Origin of the sequence: Maribacter taeanensis, assembly GCF_047345145.1 — a bacterium.
GTDB lineage: Bacteria > Bacteroidota > Bacteroidia > Flavobacteriales > Flavobacteriaceae > Maribacter_C.
Genome location: NZ_JBLFER010000001.1, coordinates 1,321,274 through 1,336,333 on the forward strand (window position 1 = coordinate 1,321,274; position 15,060 = coordinate 1,336,333).

Here is a 15,060-nt window from a genome sequence, read left to right on the forward strand (position 1 = left end):
TCCCTTTGAAATGTTTTAAGTACATTTTTGTTTTTCTAACAGTTTGCGGTTTTGTTTCGTTAAACGGACAAACAGCTACTATTACTGGAGTTGTATTAGATGAGCAGAATATGCCACTATCGCAGGTTAATATTTCTTCAGGAACCTCAGGTTCATTTTCAGATAATAACGGGTTCTATATTCTCGAAATCATTTCGGATACAGAGACGACAATTACCTTTTCTCATTTGGGACATAAGAATGTGGTTATTCAAAAATTAGTTTTGGGCACTAACGAGACTTTTGAGTTTAATCCAGTTATGAAAACTGATGTTATTCAAGTTGATGGTGTTACGGTATCGCCCACAGGAGAAAAAAACACAGATGGAATTACCACGATTTCAAAAGATATTATTCGAAAAATTCCTGGCGCTAATGCGGGAGTTGAGAATATTTTGAAGCTATTACCTGGTGTTTCTTCAAATAATGAATTGAGTACACAATACTCCGTTCGAGGTGGCAATTATGATGAAAATTTGGTGTATGTAAATGAGATCGAGGTTTACCGTCCATTTCTAATACGTTCTGCGCAACAAGAAGGTTTGAGTTTTGTAAACACTGATTTGGTATCCAATGTAAAATTTTCTCCTGGCGGATTTCAAGCCAAATATGGCGACAAATTATCTTCCGTATTAGATATCACATATAAAAACCCAACAACTCTTGGCGCCCAGTTCGAAGCCAGTCTTTTAGGTGCCAGTGCTGCTATAGAAACTGTTTCCGAGAATAAGAATTTTACTAGTGTTTCAGGTATTCGCTATCGTAATAACTCTCTTTTGGTAAATAGTCAGCAGACTAAAACAAATTTAAATCCGGTTTTTGTTGATGCACAAAGCTATCTTACCCATCGTTTTTCAAATAAATTTCATTTGAGCTTTTTAGGAACTATTTCCATAAACGATTATCAAAATGAACCGATAAACAGGCAAACAAACTTTGGCACCTTAGATCAACCAAAAGCATTGATTATCAATTACGAAGGCAGAGAAAATAATCGGTACACCACAGAGTTAGGGGCTTTGAAGGCAAACTATTTTTTGAATGAAAGCACAACCCTAAAACTAATTTCTTCCGTTTATCACACCAATGAGCAAGAGCGTTCGGATATTATTGCAGCTTACGAATTAGGAGAAGTAGATTCTAATTTAGGAAGTGAAACGGTTGGAGAAGTCACCTCTTCAAAAGGAATTGGATCGCAATTTAATAGAGCTAGGAACGATTTGGATGCCCTAATTTTTAATTTGGAACATAAAGGGAAAAATATAAAAAACCAACGCTCCATTGAGTGGGGAGTAAAATATACACACGAAGACATTCGGGATCAATTGCGAGAATCGGAGTTTATCGATTCCGCTGGTTTTTCAATTCGCCCTCCGCTAACAGACTTTATTAATAATGAACCTGAAGAACCTTTTGACGGTCCGTTGGAAGCATTCGAATCGTTAATCGCAACCAACTTCGTTAAAACAGACAGATTTACAGCTTACGCACAGTTTAGTGATCGAAACCTATGGAATGATCACAATATCTACTATAATTTAGGTGCCAGAATGCATCATTGGAGTATTAGCGGTGAGAATATTACAAAAAATGCACAAACCGTTTTTAGTCCGCGCGGTCAATTCGCCATCAAGCCCAACTGGGAAAAAGATATGTTATTTCGAGTTTCCGCGGGTGTTTATCACCAACCTCCATTCTACAGAGAGCTCCGAGACAATACAGGTACTATTCAGCCCAAAGTAAAAGCACAAAAATCCATTCATTTCGTTCTGAGCAATGAATATAGTTTCACTATGTGGAATCGCCCTTTTACAATTCTTAGCGAAGTCTATTACAAAAATTTGACTAATGTAAATACCTATACGCTTGAAGATGTACGTATTCGTTATTTCGCAAATAATGATGCTACGGCCTACGTTTATGGAGGTGAATTAAGGTTGAATGGAGCCTTCGTTCCTGGAACCGAATCGTGGGTAAGTATCGGATACTTAAAAACAGAAGAAAATAGCAATGACAGGGGTTATATTGCTAGGCCAACAGATCAAAGACTAAAATTTGCTGTTCTTTACCAAGATTACATTCCAGCAGTACCTAATGTAAAGATGTATCTAAATTTAGTTTACAATACGGGAGTACCAGGTGGCTCGCCAAGCTATGCAGACCCATATATTTTTCAGAATAGATTAAGAGATTATAAACGTGCAGATTTAGGAATTTCCTATATTTTTGCAGATGAGGAGCAACGTTACCGAAAAAACCACTGGTTACATAAACTTAAAGCTTTAAGCGTTGGTTTTGAAGTTTTTAACCTTTTTAACAATCAAAACTCAATTACCAATACTTGGGTAAGAGATGCGGATAGCAAACAGCAATTTGCAGTTCCTAATTTTTTAACAAGTCGTGTGCTTAATATAAAACTGAATGCTCGTTTTTAAAATGAAATATGTTTCGCTATTTTTAGTAGTTCTCGTAGGGGTTTTCGCAAACGCCCAGAAAAACATCTATGAAAGCGACAAGTTTGATCTGTTTGCAAAAGAGCATACCGTATTGGCAATAATGCCCTTTTTGACCAATTTAGATCTTGAAGATGATGTTTCTAAGAATGATCTTAGAGAACGAGAAAAAAAAGAGGGTTATGCTGTTCAAAATGCCTTAGAGACGTACTTCTCCAAACGGAGAAAGAAGAAAAAATTCTCGGTAGAATTCCAAAATACAAAAAACACAAATGCCATATTAGCGCAAAATAATATCACTTACGACAATATTGATGTCTATACTATTAAAGAACTTAGTGAAATACTAAAAGTAGATGGTATAATAAGTGGGAATTTAGATCTTAACATCCTCTTGTCCAAAGGTATACCAGATGATTTTAGTTTTTTAGATTATTTTTTGGGAGATGCCAATTATGGTAGAATCGGTATAAAAATCAGTGATGGAATTACCGGAAAACTCCTTTGGAAATACGAAAAAGAAATCAATAAAAAATCAGGTAAAAATACTGATGATTTAATAGATCGCATGATGAGATTAGCCTCTCGGAAGTTTCCTTACGATAGAGAAAAGAGGAAAGAACGAAAAAAAGGGAAAAGATAGTCCGTACTACTGCTCTACAAATTCTTTTAAAACACCGATGGTATAATCCAACTCCTCCTTGGTATTATATTTTGAAAAAGAAAAACGCAAAGAAGGTAATTGAAGTTCCTCATCACTCAAAACTTCAGTCAGTACATGAGACCCTTTACCACTTCCAGATTGGCAAGCACTCCCTTTAGAACAAGCAATACCTTTCATGTCTAAATGAAACAAAAGCATCAATGCCTTTTGTTCGTCGACTGGCAATCGCATATTTACTAGAGTATAAGTGCTTTTTTCAAGATCACCAGAAAATCCGTTAAATGCAACTCCTGGTATTTCCTTTTTAACAGTATCAATAAAATGTTTTTTCAAACCAAGAACATAGGCTTTCTCTTCCTCTAAATTATCATAAGCATTTAAAAAAGCCTCCTCAAGACCTACTATATTGTGGTATGATTCTGTTCCTGCTCTACAACCACGTTCTTGGGCGCCTCCAGCAATCATAGGCTTTAATCCCACACTTTTTTTAATATAGGCAAAACCCACTCCCTTCGGCCCATGAAACTTATGAGCCGCAGCCGCCATAAAGTCAACTGGAATTTGTTGCATGTCCCAAGAGAAATGACCTATCGACTGCACGGTATCTGAATGAAACAAGGCGTCATGCTCTTTGCAAAGTTTACAAACAGCATCAATATCTAGTATGTTTCCAATCTCATTATTAATGTGCATCAAGCTCACCAATTTCTTACTGTCATCCTTTTTTAAAAGTTCTTCCAAATGCCCAAGATCAGGCGAACCGTATTTATCCAGATTAATGTATAAGACCTGTACGTTTTGTTTTTCTTCCAACTCCTCAACCGTATGGGTAACAGCATGGTGCTCAATCTTAGAAGTAATTATGGTTTGTACTTCTAAATCACGCACTGCACACCGTAAAATCATGTTGTCCGCTTCTGTACCACCAGAAGTAAAAATGATCTCGGAAGGATGAGCGTTCATGTATTTAGCAATTGTTTTTCTTGCGCTCTCAACTCCTGTTTTGGCAGATCTTCCGAAACTATGAGTTGAAGAAGGATTGCCATAAAAGTTAGATAGTGCCTCTTGCATTTTTGCAATCACTCCTTCTCTAACCTGCGTAGTGGCAGCGTTATCTAGATATACGTTTTTCATTTTCTAAGAGTCTCGACAAATTAGCAAATAAAATCTACTAATTTTTTTAGAGTTAATAATTAGTAAAATTAAATAAACTTCAACGGTAATCCTTTTAAATTGATTTAAATTTGAAATATGAAACGTATTCTTTGTCTTAACCTTTTAGTTTTACTCTTCGCTTGTGATGATGGCGATTTACAAATTGAGACCATAGATTTTGACAGCGCGAGCATACAAAACTGTGATCCTATATCTGTTGAAACCGCAAATGTTCTTTTTAAATTAAATACATCTGAAGCCTTAATTTTAGAGTTACCCAATGGTGCATTTAAAAATGAGATTTCAGGTGGAGCAGTTGAATACGCGATTACCGCTTCAGGTTCAACAAAGGCAACCTATAGAACTTTTTCTGATAATGTATCAACCAGTTATTTCTGCAGTGACATACCATTAACAGAACCCACAGTTCTTGAAGAAATTATTGCTGAAGGAGGTATGGTCTTAATAACAACTACCTTAAACTCAGATGAAGTTACATACGAACACGAAATTCAATTGAGTACCGTTTCATTCGTTACGTCAACTGATCAGCGAATTACGAACTTGGCAATTGATAATTTTGGTACAGTCACTACAACTCTTTCTGAGTAAAAGAAATGTTTAAGGGTTTTGAAAAATATAAATTTCGGTAGCACCTAATCCATATTTTTGATAATTAGCATCATAATATTTCACATTATCATATCGCCCAAAAAGATACTTTAATTCTTCTTTTAGAACTCCCTCACCAACTCCATGAATGAAAACAACTTTTTGAATTCGCTTTCGAATGGCAAATTCTAGTTGACGCTTAGCAGTCTCTAACTGTAAATTCAACTTGTCGTGACTTGTCATTCCTTTCTCAGAATTTGTAAGCTGATGAACATGCAGATCTACCTCCATTTTTGGAGTATTCCTTTCTTTAGGTTTTAACGATTTTATCTTTTTTCGCTTAGGGGTTTCCTTCTCCTTTTTTATTCGCGCTACTTCATAACTGCTAACATTAAAACTTTCAGTGACTTTCATTAGTTCAGAAGAAGCGTATACCATCGAAAACCCTTCTTCACTTTCAATTGAAATTTCTTGCCCATCAATTTTCGTGACTACCCCTTTAATAGTATCATCTATAGTTTCAACGCGATCGCCAATTTGAAAAACAGTCATTAAATTGTTTTGATTCCACTAAAATAATGGTATTTTTCGGAGCATAAACCAGTTTTCTTTATGAAAATAGTAGCATTACTCTTAGTCTTAAGTATTGAAGATTATATGCTTCCGTGTTTTACGAAAAAAATATTTGGGGTCGATTGCCCCGGTTGTGGTTTACAACGTGGCGCAGCTTTTTTGGCCGAAGGAGATTTTGTAAGTGCGTGGAATATGTACCCCGCCCTTTTTACAATTATTCCTCTGTTTGGAGTATTGGCGGCTGATCAGTTATTTCGAATCAAATACGCAAATAAAATTATCATAACACTAATGATATCTAGCGTTGTCTTAATATTAACCAATTATATTTTAAAATTTATATAAATAACAAATACCCTTTCTAAATTATGGAACAACAAAAATTACCAAATGTTACAATTGTTATAGTGCTTTCAATAATCGGATTCGTATGCTGCTGCTTCGCAGGTATACCTGGTATTCTTTTTGGGGGTATTGGTTTAATACTAGCACTAAAAGATCAAAAAAAATACCAAGAAAATCCTGAAGGATATTCAAATTATAGTCAATTAAAAACAGCTAAAATATTGGCCATTATTGCATTGGCAATTGGTGTTATGTATTTAGCATATACAATTTTTTCTATTGCTCAAATGGGTGGATGGGAAGGTTATATGGAAAAAGTGAATGAAATTATGGAGCAATATCAATAGTCTAGTTCATAATTAATGATCGACTTTGATACGTAAATTTCTTATAAGTTTGCTTGCCAAAAAAGCCCTTGTTTAATAACAAGGGCTTTTTTATTTCTTCTCAAATTTGAATAGTTGAACTATTTTTCAAACTGTTTGAGTGTTTTGATAATTATAGAAACACAATCTAATAATTGTTCTTCATTCATAACCAATGGTGGTGCAAAACGAATAATGTTTCCGTGCGTGGGTTTCGCAAGAAGTCCATTTTCTTTAAGGGACATACAAATATCCCATGCAGTAGAACTCTCTTCAGTATCATTTATTAAAATTGCATTTAGCAATCCTTTCCCCCTAACGGCATTTACGATAGTACTTCCTTCTATAAATTTACCCAACTCCGAACGGAACAATTCACCTAATTCAAATGCATTTTGGGCCAACTCCTCATCTTTTATAACATCTAGAGCAGCCATACCTACTGCTGCTGCGATGGGGTTTCCTCCGAAGGTACTGCCGTGATTTCCAGGGCGAATAACTCCCATAATATTATCATTAGCCAAAACAGCTGAAACAGGATAAGCACCGCCTGATAGCGCTTTTCCTAAAATCAGAATATCAGGTTTAATTTCAGGAGTTGCACTGCAATGTTTATCACTGCAAGAACAATTACCACAAGTAGCTAATAAACGACCTGTACGAGCAATACCTGTTTGAACTTCATCAGCTATAAATAGAACGTCATATTTTTCACAGAGCGCCTTTGCTCCAGCTAGGTAACCCTCCGATGGAACATAAACCCCGGCTTCCCCTTGAATAGGTTCAACCAAGAATCCTGCTACATTTGAATTACTCTTCAAAGACTCTTCTAAGGCTTGAAGGTTATCATATTCTATTTTAATAAACCCTTCAGTAAACGGACCGAAATTTTTACGGGCTACTGGATCATTTGAAAAAGAAATAATCGTTGTCGTACGCCCGTGAAAGTTATTTTCACAAACAATAATCTGCGCTTGATTTTCAGGGATTCCTTTTTTCTCATAGGCCCACTTGCGGCATATCTTCAAAGCCGTTTCTACAGCTTCGGCTCCAGTATTCATTGGTAAAAGTTTATCAAACTTAAACGTTGCGGTGGCATATTTTTCAAACTTACCTAGAACATCATTATAAAATGCTCTCGATGTAAGGGTCAACGTTTGCGCTTGATTTACCATTGCCCCAACTATTTTCGGATGGCAATGTCCTTGATTTACTGCAGAATAAGCAGATAAAAAGTCATAATACTTTTTTCCTTCAACGTCCCATACAAATACACCCTCTCCTCTGCTTAAAACAACTGGTAATGGGTGATAATTGTGCGCTCCGTACTTGTCTTCCAATGCAATAGCATCTTCAGAAGTGATTTTTTCTAAAACTGACATGATAAAAAATTACTTTAAATAAAACTTCAGTAATTCCTTCTGTACCTTTTTCCTTTCGAAGTTTCGAAAATTCAGCGTAGGAGAGAAATCATCCTTGTGGAATAGCTAAATTAATAAATATTTTGATACATTCTCAATCGATTCGATGACCGAATCATTTAAACGCTTTATGCGATAGGGCAGATACTTGAAGCTCTAATCGTTTTAGCTCTCTTAAGATGTCATTCTTATCCATTTGCATCCATATGTAGAGTTTCATCATACCCATAAAAATCATGCAAAGAAATCCAGCACAAGCCCATTTTATAAGTTCATTCGTTACCTCTGTATTTAAAAATCGAACTGAACAAAAAATAAAAACAACAAAAATTAGCACATGCATAACCGTCATAATTGATGCCAGCCATCCTGTTTTTCCCTTATGAACTTCTCCTAACTTACCTATTAGACCTTGTTCGCCTAGTTCATCGTAGAACTCTGCTTCTTCAGTGCTTAAGGCTTCTTTAATTAGTTCATCTATTTTTTCTTCTTTTTTCATACTCCTTTTAATTTTATTCCCGGAAGTTGGGAATCCGTTATTATTTCTTTAAAAATGTTTTCAACTTTTCCCTTGCATGAAAAAGTCTTGATTTAACTGTTCCTATCGATATACCAAGTATGTCACTTACTTCGTTTAAAGAGTAACTTTCTGTATAGAACAATCTTAGTACCATCTGCTGATCTTTAGTTAAGTTCTGTATTGCTTTCCCTAACTTAAGTACATCAGTATTGTCTCCAATTTTGGATTCTTCTATTATTTGGGAGCTATAATATTCCTTTAAAGTACCGCGTTCTTTTTTCCTTCGTTTTACATAGTCTAACGATTTTCGAGTAACAATTCGAAAGGCCCAGCTTCCGAAAAAGTTCGGCTCTTTGAGGCTATCCAATTTAGTAATAATGCTACCCCAACAATCTTGCACGATGTCTTTTGAAGCATCAATATCATTTGTATACCAATAGGAGTGCTTGCATAGCCTCTTATGATATTTGCGCACCAAAAGGCCCAATGCTTTCTTTTTGCCTGCCCGATATTGTAAAACCAATAATCCATCAAAAATTTTACCTGAATCAGTCATAACACATTTCTACAGTAAAGACGTATGAAAATCAAAAAGGTTCAAATTTTCCTTAAAATATTGTTATTCCTTTTAAAGTTAGGGGAATAAATACATTCCAATTCCTATTTTTGCCCAATGCGTAAAAAGAAAAGACGTCAAGTTTTTGAAAATGTGGAGGTAATTGATGCCGGAGCCAAAGGCAAAACAGTTGGTAAATCGCCCGATGGTCGTGTCATTTTTATGACAAACACAGTTCCCGGCGATGTTGTTGATGTTCAAACAACAAAGAAAAGAAAGGCATATTTCGAAGGTACAGCGACAAATTTTCACAAACTTTCTGAAAAGCGAGTAGAACCTGAATGTCAACATTTTGGCACCTGTGGCGGATGTAAATGGCAAAATATGGGCTATGAGCATCAGTTATTCTTTAAACAAAAAGAAGTCGAAAATAACCTTCGTAGAATAGGACACTTAGAACTACCGGAAGTAAGTACCATACTTGGTTCTGAAAAGCAATATTTCTATCGTAATAAAATGGAATTCTCTTTTTCGGATAGTAGATGGTTGACTTTGGAAGAACTACAGTCTGATACAGTCTTCGAAGATAAAAATGCCTTAGGATTCCATATTCCAGGAATGTGGGATAAAATATTAGACATTGAAAAATGTCATCTACAAGCAGACCCTTCAAATGCAATCCGGTTAGAGACAAAAGATTTTGCAGTCAAAAACGAGATTTCTTTTTTTAATCCCAGAAATCAATATGGCACGTTGCGAACCTTAATGATTCGCACTTCTTCAATTGGAGAAATCATGGTATTGATACAATTTTTTGAAAATGATGAAATCAAACGAGAATTACTTTTAAATCATTTGAAGGAAAAATTCTCAGAAATCACATCACTTTTATACGTTGTCAATCCAAAGCAAAATGACACTATCTATGATCAAGAAGTAATTTGTTATTCTGGTAGAGATCATATTTTTGAAGAGATGGAAGGTCTTAAGTTCAAAATCAACGCAAAGTCATTCTACCAAACGAACTCTGATCAAGCCTATGAATTGTACAAAATCACACGTGAATTTGCTGGATTAACTGGCGAAGAACTGGTTTATGATTTATATACTGGCACAGGAACCATAGCCCAGTTCGTAGCAAAAAAAGCTAAGAAAGTAGTAGGTATTGAATCTGTTCCAGAAGCTATAAAAGATGCCAAAGCAAATGCAGAAAATAATAAAATAGAAAACGTGGACTTCTTTGTTGGAGATATGAAAAACGTTTTCAATGAAGAGTTTATAGCTTCTAATGGTGTGCCAGACGTCATTATTACTGACCCGCCACGGGATGGGATGCACAAAGATGTAGTACAACAAATATTAAATATTTCTCCAGAAAAAGTAGTTTACGTAAGTTGTAACAGTGCTACACAAGCAAGAGATTTAGCGCTTTTGAAGGAAGTTTATAAAGTTATCAAAGTCCAACCAGTGGATATGTTTCCACAAACCCACCACGTAGAAAATATTGTACTTTTAGAAAAGTTATAAGTGTATGAACAAACTTAAAATTGTTTTTCTCTTTCTGCTGGGTATATGCTCTTTTTCGGCCTGCGAAAAAGATGATATTTGCGTTGATGGTGATACCGCATTATTAATTGTTCGATTTTACGATGCCGCCAATCCTAATGAATTTAAGGTAGTACCAGGATTGAGAGTAGGTGGAGTTGGAAATAATTTTACTGTGAACACCATTGCAGATCGTACGTCGACGCTTGATTCCATTGCAATTCCTCTAAAAACTGTTGACCCTTTAACAGGATATGTTTTTATAATGGATTCCGCTGAAGACGAAAATGGAACTGAGACTGGTAATGCTGATCTACTCAACTTTTCCTATGACATCGAAGAAAAATTTATATCTAGAGCTTGTGGTTTTGTTGTCGAATATCAAAATCTAAGTACCAATTTTACCCCGGCTCCAGAAAACTGGATTCAAAGTATCGAAATCGTCAAAACAACAGTAAAATTAGAAACAGAAGAGACAATTGCCCATGTTAAAGTATTTCATTAGCACCTGCTTTGTTTTTTGTTTCTTTTTAGGAAACGCGCAAGACAAACCAATTGATACGAAACCAAAAGATACCGTCGTATACAAACAGCCTTATGGTCTTCGTGTTGGAGTTGATTTGAGCAGGCCAACTATTTCATTTTTCGAAGAAGAATATACCGGATTAGAATTTGTGGGAGACTATAGACTAAGCCTCAAATATTATTTGGCAGCTGAACTCGGTAATGAAAAGCGTACGCGCCAAGAAGACGTATATAACTTTACCACTTCTGGGAGCTATATTAAAATAGGTTTTGACTATAATACCTACGCCAATTGGTATGGCGAACAAAATATGATTTATGCAGGGGCTCGCGTTGCATTCAGCACATTCAAACACACAATTAATAATTATCAAATCTTTGACAGTAATCGCTATTGGAGTCCAGATGGATTTCAAGAGAGCGGCAATGGACCCATTGAGCTAGAAAATAGAAATGAAACTTGGTTGGAGGCTGTTTTAGGAATAAAAACAGAACTTTTTGCTAATATTTACCTGGGCGCTAGCGTGCGATTGGGAGCGATTGTTACTAATCCGAAAGTTAACGAAGGAGAATTCAGCAACCTTTTTATTCCAGGTTTCAATAAAGTAACTGACAATAGTATATTCGGAATAGGTTATAATTTCTCTATTTCCTATTTCTTACCGCTTTACAAAAAGGCTAAAAAACCAAAAGCTGACAAGGAAATTCCTCAACCCATAGAGGAAGAAAACTAGTGTTTAGGTTAATCTTCATTATTCTGAAATTTTGCCTTTTTACTTCCCTCATACATCACGTATTTTACCAAGCGAGACTCCAAGTGACTATTAAAGACTTTGATTTTCCGTGAAGGTCGCAAGCCTACAAATTTCAGGGCTTCTAAATTTGATGTTATAAACCAAGCATCAGTCCCCGGGTATTCTTGTTTTAAGGTATCACCAATATCTGCATAAAATGCCTCTACATCGAAGTCAGAATCTAATTCACTTCTATCAAGTCGCTCTCCATATGGCGGGTTAAATACCATATGTAATTTTCCCTCCATCGGTTTTTTTGTATCAAAGAAGTTTTTTCTTTCTACGGATATGTAATCGGAAAGATTAGCATTTTCAATATTCTCAAGGGCCTTTCTTACCGCAGAAGGAGCCTTATCGTATCCAATTATTTTATGATGGAATTCCCGCGTTTTCTTGAGTTGACTTTCAACTATTTTATTAAACAAATCTTCATCGAAATCATCCCACTTTTCGAACGCAAATTCCTTTCGGTTGATATTTACAGGAATATTGCATGCAATCATAGCGGCCTCAGCTAACATGGTACCACTGCCACACATAGGATCGAGAAAATCGCATTGACCATCCCATCCGCTTAGTAATAATAAACCTGCAGCCAATACCTCATTGATGGGAGCAATGTTTGTTGCGATTCGATACCCTCTTTGATGCAAAGATCTCCCTGAACTATCCAAGGAAACATTGCAGCGGTCTTTATGCAAATGAATATTAATTCGAATATCTGGGTGTTTTACGTCTACACTAGGTCTTTCCCCTTCCGTATCTCTAAATTTATCTACAATTGCATCTTTAACTTTTTGGGAGACATATAAAGAGTGTGTGAAATTATCTGATTTTACAGTGGTATCAATAGCAAAAGTGGTATCAACAGACAGATATTCGCTCCAATCCATACGATAAATACTCTTATACAGTTCATTCTCATTCCGAACCGAAAAAGAGTGAATCGGCTTTATAATCTTAATAGCTGTTCGTAAACACAAATTGGCCTTGTACATAAAACCCGTATCGCCATCAAAAGAAACGCTACGTACTCCCTCGACAACATTTCCACCACCTAAATTTCGAATTTCCCTGGCTAAAATCTCTTCAAAACCAAATAAGGTCTTGGCTACCATTTTAAAATTATTGTTCATCTCTTCACATCTGATTGCCGCAAAAATACAGTATTTTTACCCTACCAAGTCGATTCAATCTTGGGATCTTACAACAACCTAATGTTATTTCTATGACTTATCTCCTACCCATTTTAGGAGTCTTGTTAAGTTTTGTCTTTGTGCTGGTCGCAAAACCCAAAAGCAAAGAAAACTTCAAACTACTTTTGGCTTTCAGTGGAGCTTTTCTTTTGGCCCTTACTGTTTTTGAATTACTTCCCTCGGCCTATGAAAATTCTGATTCAAAGACTATCGGAGCTTTTGTGATGCTAGGGATTTTACTGCAGATATTTTTAGAGTTCTTCTCAAAAGGTGCTGAGCATGGTCATGTTCATATCAATAGTGAGAAAAGTAGTTTTCCTTGGCTTCTGTTTGTTAGCCTTTCTATACATGCCTTTTTAGAGGGGTTTCCCATAGAAAACCATGATACGATTATCTATGGGATTCTTATCCATAAAATACCTATTGCTATTATCTTGAGCATATTTTTACTTGGTTCAAAAATCAAATTGGTTAAAGCTATTTTCTTCATTGTGCTATTTGGTTTAATGACTCCTCTCGGAAGCTATATCGCTTCTCATTCTGACCTAGCCACCAACTACTATGGACCTATCACGGCCCTAGTAATAGGGGTCTTTTTTCATATATCAACTGTTATTCTGTTTGAAAGTTCTGAGGGACATAAATTCAACCTTCGTAAGTTATTAGTCATTATTGTTGGTATTACAATTGCCTATTTTTTATAAATGTTTAGCACGGAGGAATCGAAACAACTTCGTGGAGACTTTTGGATGGCCTTCGGAAAATCTTATCCTCACAAGTGGATTTTATATGATACCAAAATCAAAGGGCTCTCTTTAAAATTTCATTTTGATTTAAAAATGGCTACGGTTTCTTTGGATATTGAAACTATTGATTTGGAACAAAGGATTAAGCTTTGGGAAAAGTTATACGCCCTAAAATCAATTTTGATAAATGAATATCTATCAGAAGTACGTTTTGAAGATTCTTTCACACTTGAAAATCAAAAGGAAATATCAAGAATCTATGTTAGAAAGGAAGGTGTATCAATTCACAATAAGAATACTTGGCGAGAAACAATGGAATTTTTAAACAGGAACATGATTCTTTTAGAGCGCTTTTTTCAAGAATACAAGGAAATAATTTACAGCTAAATTACATGCGAGTAAATCATTAACCAATGACTTACCGCCCCAGCAAGAACGAAGAGATGCCAAATAAAATGATTGTAAGGTATTTTGTCTATCGCATAAAAAATAATTCCTAAAGTATAGAAAGCACCACCTAAAAAAAGAAGTTTAATTCCTTGGTAAGATATATTGTCCGTTAGAGTGTCGAAATCATAGACTACCAACCAGCCCATTGCTAGGTATAATACCAACGAAAGTACCTCAAACTTACCGGTTAAAAATAACTTAAGTAAAATACCTACAGCGGTAATGCCCCACACCGTATAAAAAATCGTCCAACCCTTACCCTCTATAAGAGCTATAAGACTAATTGGGGTATAAGTACCCGCTATGAGAAAGTAAATATTGATGTGATCAACAACACGAAGCTTCTTTTTTAATTTATGATCCTTTACATAATGGTACAAGCTTGATGCTACGAACATTGAGATGAATGTAAGACTGTAGATGACTATGCTTTTGGTAGCATAAGATGTCTTCTCAGAGTTTTTGGAAAGTAGTAAAAAGAAACCAACAAAACCAAGTATCACTCCAGCCAAATGGCTAATGGTGTTAAGTAGTTCTTCTTTAGGATGAATTCGATTGTCTTTCATTGCACGCAAAGATATACTCCCATTTACTTCTAAAAAAATCATTGATCTAGACCCAAATATTTTCCAAAAAAAAGCCCCTTCACGATTGTGAAGGGGCTTGAAGAAGGCGGCTACCTACTCTCCCACTTGGTGTAGCAGTACCATCGGCGCAGATGGGCTTAACTTCCCTGTTCGGAATGGTAAGGGGTGAGCCCCATCGCCATGGCCACCTAAATTGTCAGTCGGCAGTTTTCAGTGTTCAGTGGGCGGTTATAAAAACTGCTCACTGCTACTGTATACTGTCAACTTTGTATTGTTGACATAATAAAGGAACAGAAAGAGAATTTGTTTTATATAGATGTAAATAAACCATGAATTTTTTAAGCATAAAGTATAGAATATTACGATATACATACTTGTTTTGAAAGGTATCCGCTCCCCCGAAGGGGAGCTTCACTTTGCGCAAGCTTGACGGGCAATTAGTACTACTCGGCTGCATGTATTACTACACTTCTACCTATAGCCTATCAACGTGGTCATCTCCCACGACCCTTTA

General features: G+C 35.8%; 17 protein-coding genes and 2 rRNA genes. 10 read left to right on the forward strand and 9 right to left on the reverse strand.

What is annotated here, in order from left to right; translation table 11 throughout:
* Positions 1-5: 5 nt before the first annotated feature.
* Both ACKWCD_RS05770 and ACKWCD_RS05775 read left to right on the forward strand, forming a co-directional pair.
* Complete coding sequence (locus tag ACKWCD_RS05770; RefSeq protein ID WP_413982980.1) at positions 6-2,474, forward strand: TonB-dependent receptor; 2,469 nt, start codon at positions 6-8, stop codon at positions 2,472-2,474.
* Between the two features lies 1 nt (position 2,475).
* Positions 2,476-3,135, forward strand: coding sequence for a hypothetical protein (locus ACKWCD_RS05775; RefSeq protein WP_413983013.1), 660 nt, complete (start codon positions 2,476-2,478; stop codon positions 3,133-3,135).
* A 6-nt stretch (positions 3,136-3,141) separates the two neighbouring features.
* On the opposite strand, the gene ACKWCD_RS05780 is transcribed toward ACKWCD_RS05775, so the two are convergent.
* Positions 3,142-4,290 carry a cysteine desulfurase family protein gene (locus ACKWCD_RS05780; RefSeq protein WP_413982981.1) on the reverse strand — a complete coding sequence of 383 codons (1,149 nt, stop codon included), beginning with the start codon at positions 4,288-4,290 and terminating at the stop codon, positions 3,142-3,144.
* Between the two features lie 117 nt (positions 4,291-4,407).
* On the opposite strand from ACKWCD_RS05780, the gene ACKWCD_RS05785 reads away from it, so the two are divergent.
* Positions 4,408-4,923 (forward strand): hypothetical protein, encoded by a 516-nt coding sequence (locus ACKWCD_RS05785; protein WP_413982982.1) that lies wholly within the window; start codon positions 4,408-4,410, stop codon positions 4,921-4,923.
* 9 nt (positions 4,924-4,932) lie between these two features.
* Here ACKWCD_RS05785 and ACKWCD_RS05790 read toward each other — a convergent pair whose 3' ends face one another.
* The gene (locus tag ACKWCD_RS05790; protein WP_413982983.1) at positions 4,933-5,475 is read right to left on the reverse strand and encodes a Smr/MutS family protein; all 543 of its coding nucleotides are present in this window, start codon (positions 5,473-5,475) and stop codon (positions 4,933-4,935) included.
* A gap of 60 nt (positions 5,476-5,535) precedes the next feature.
* Between ACKWCD_RS05790 and ACKWCD_RS05795 the strand changes: the two genes are divergently transcribed.
* The gene (locus ACKWCD_RS05795; protein ID WP_413982984.1) at positions 5,536-5,841 is read left to right on the forward strand and encodes a DUF2752 domain-containing protein; all 306 of its coding nucleotides are present in this window, start codon (positions 5,536-5,538) and stop codon (positions 5,839-5,841) included.
* A 23-nt stretch (positions 5,842-5,864) separates the two neighbouring features.
* Complete coding sequence (locus tag ACKWCD_RS05800; RefSeq protein ID WP_413982985.1) at positions 5,865-6,188, forward strand: CCC motif membrane protein; 324 nt, start codon at positions 5,865-5,867, stop codon at positions 6,186-6,188.
* 119 nt (positions 6,189-6,307) lie between these two features.
* On the opposite strand, the gene rocD is transcribed toward ACKWCD_RS05800, so the two are convergent.
* The 3 genes from rocD to ACKWCD_RS05815 form a co-directional block, all read right to left on the reverse strand.
* The gene (rocD, locus tag ACKWCD_RS05805) at positions 6,308-7,588 is read right to left on the reverse strand and encodes an ornithine--oxo-acid transaminase (protein ID WP_413982986.1); all 1,281 of its coding nucleotides are present in this window, start codon (positions 7,586-7,588) and stop codon (positions 6,308-6,310) included.
* Between the two features lie 154 nt (positions 7,589-7,742).
* Entirely contained in the window at positions 7,743-8,126 is a 384-nt protein-coding gene (locus ACKWCD_RS05810; RefSeq protein WP_413982987.1) for a DUF6768 family protein, read from the reverse strand.
* Between the two features lie 40 nt (positions 8,127-8,166).
* Positions 8,167-8,703: an RNA polymerase sigma factor gene (locus tag ACKWCD_RS05815; protein WP_413982988.1), complete on the reverse strand. Its 537-nt coding sequence runs from the start codon at positions 8,701-8,703 to the stop codon at positions 8,167-8,169.
* A gap of 117 nt (positions 8,704-8,820) precedes the next feature.
* On the opposite strand from ACKWCD_RS05815, the gene rlmD reads away from it, so the two are divergent.
* From rlmD to ACKWCD_RS05830, 3 genes are read left to right on the forward strand one after another with little or no spacing between them, the layout of a single operon-like run.
* A complete protein-coding gene (rlmD, locus tag ACKWCD_RS05820; RefSeq protein ID WP_413982989.1) occupies positions 8,821-10,230 on the forward strand; it encodes a 23S rRNA (uracil(1939)-C(5))-methyltransferase RlmD in 1,410 nt (469 codons plus the stop codon).
* Between the two features lie 4 nt (positions 10,231-10,234).
* Positions 10,235-10,753 (forward strand): DUF6452 family protein, encoded by a 519-nt coding sequence (locus tag ACKWCD_RS05825; RefSeq protein WP_413982990.1) that lies wholly within the window; start codon positions 10,235-10,237, stop codon positions 10,751-10,753.
* On the forward strand, positions 10,734-11,507 hold the full coding sequence (locus tag ACKWCD_RS05830; RefSeq protein ID WP_413982991.1) for a DUF6048 family protein: 774 nt from the start codon (positions 10,734-10,736) through the stop codon (positions 11,505-11,507). Before ACKWCD_RS05825 ends, ACKWCD_RS05830 begins: the two co-directional genes overlap by 20 nt.
* 8 nt (positions 11,508-11,515) lie before the next feature.
* Here the strand turns inward: ACKWCD_RS05830 and ACKWCD_RS05835 are convergent, their stop codons facing one another.
* Complete coding sequence (locus ACKWCD_RS05835; protein ID WP_413982992.1) at positions 11,516-12,703, reverse strand: THUMP domain-containing class I SAM-dependent RNA methyltransferase; 1,188 nt, start codon at positions 12,701-12,703, stop codon at positions 11,516-11,518.
* Positions 12,704-12,795: 92 nt separating this feature from the next.
* Between ACKWCD_RS05835 and ACKWCD_RS05840 the strand changes: the two genes are divergently transcribed.
* Together ACKWCD_RS05840 and ACKWCD_RS05845 are read left to right on the forward strand one after the other, a co-directional pair.
* Positions 12,796-13,467: a ZIP family metal transporter gene (locus tag ACKWCD_RS05840; protein WP_413982993.1), complete on the forward strand. Its 672-nt coding sequence runs from the start codon at positions 12,796-12,798 to the stop codon at positions 13,465-13,467.
* Positions 13,468-13,896 carry a DUF4268 domain-containing protein gene (locus ACKWCD_RS05845; protein WP_413982994.1) on the forward strand — a complete coding sequence of 143 codons (429 nt, stop codon included), beginning with the start codon at positions 13,468-13,470 and terminating at the stop codon, positions 13,894-13,896.
* On the opposite strand, the gene trhA is transcribed toward ACKWCD_RS05845, so the two are convergent.
* The 3 genes from trhA to ACKWCD_RS05860 form a co-directional block, all read right to left on the reverse strand.
* The gene (gene trhA, locus ACKWCD_RS05850) at positions 13,893-14,525 is read right to left on the reverse strand and encodes a PAQR family membrane homeostasis protein TrhA (protein ID WP_413982995.1); all 633 of its coding nucleotides are present in this window, start codon (positions 14,523-14,525) and stop codon (positions 13,893-13,895) included. The genes ACKWCD_RS05845 and trhA overlap by 4 nt on opposite strands.
* A gap of 101 nt (positions 14,526-14,626) precedes the next feature.
* Positions 14,627-14,738 (reverse strand): 5S ribosomal RNA (gene rrf, locus ACKWCD_RS05855).
* Between the two features lie 224 nt (positions 14,739-14,962).
* Positions 14,963-15,060: ribosomal RNA gene (locus ACKWCD_RS05860) — 23S ribosomal RNA — on the reverse strand; the annotation flags it as partial.

Excerpts from the sequence above, each read along its gene's own strand:
- ACKWCD_RS05775 (WP_413983013.1), top strand. The coding sequence starts at position 2,476 with ATGAAATATGTTTCGCTATTTTTAGTAGTTCTCGTAGGGGTTTTCGCA.
- ACKWCD_RS05780 (WP_413982981.1), bottom strand. The coding sequence starts at position 4,290 with ATGAAAAACGTATATCTAGATAACGCTGCCACTACGCAGGTTAGAGAA.
- ACKWCD_RS05785 (WP_413982982.1), top strand. The coding sequence starts at position 4,408 with ATGAAACGTATTCTTTGTCTTAACCTTTTAGTTTTACTCTTCGCTTGT.
- ACKWCD_RS05790 (WP_413982983.1), bottom strand. The coding sequence starts at position 5,475 with ATGACTGTTTTTCAAATTGGCGATCGCGTTGAAACTATAGATGATACT.
- ACKWCD_RS05795 (WP_413982984.1), top strand. The coding sequence starts at position 5,536 with ATGAAAATAGTAGCATTACTCTTAGTCTTAAGTATTGAAGATTATATG.
- ACKWCD_RS05800 (WP_413982985.1), top strand. The coding sequence starts at position 5,865 with ATGGAACAACAAAAATTACCAAATGTTACAATTGTTATAGTGCTTTCA.
- rocD (WP_413982986.1), bottom strand. The coding sequence starts at position 7,588 with ATGTCAGTTTTAGAAAAAATCACTTCTGAAGATGCTATTGCATTGGAA.
- ACKWCD_RS05810 (WP_413982987.1), bottom strand. The coding sequence starts at position 8,126 with ATGAAAAAAGAAGAAAAAATAGATGAACTAATTAAAGAAGCCTTAAGC.
- ACKWCD_RS05815 (WP_413982988.1), bottom strand. The coding sequence starts at position 8,703 with ATGACTGATTCAGGTAAAATTTTTGATGGATTATTGGTTTTACAATAT.
- rlmD (WP_413982989.1), top strand. The coding sequence starts at position 8,821 with ATGCGTAAAAAGAAAAGACGTCAAGTTTTTGAAAATGTGGAGGTAATT.
- ACKWCD_RS05825 (WP_413982990.1), top strand. The coding sequence starts at position 10,235 with ATGAACAAACTTAAAATTGTTTTTCTCTTTCTGCTGGGTATATGCTCT.
- ACKWCD_RS05830 (WP_413982991.1), top strand. The coding sequence starts at position 10,734 with ATGTTAAAGTATTTCATTAGCACCTGCTTTGTTTTTTGTTTCTTTTTA.
- ACKWCD_RS05835 (WP_413982992.1), bottom strand. The coding sequence starts at position 12,703 with ATGAACAATAATTTTAAAATGGTAGCCAAGACCTTATTTGGTTTTGAA.
- ACKWCD_RS05840 (WP_413982993.1), top strand. The coding sequence starts at position 12,796 with ATGACTTATCTCCTACCCATTTTAGGAGTCTTGTTAAGTTTTGTCTTT.
- ACKWCD_RS05845 (WP_413982994.1), top strand. The coding sequence starts at position 13,468 with ATGTTTAGCACGGAGGAATCGAAACAACTTCGTGGAGACTTTTGGATG.
- trhA (WP_413982995.1), bottom strand. The coding sequence starts at position 14,525 with ATGAAAGACAATCGAATTCATCCTAAAGAAGAACTACTTAACACCATT.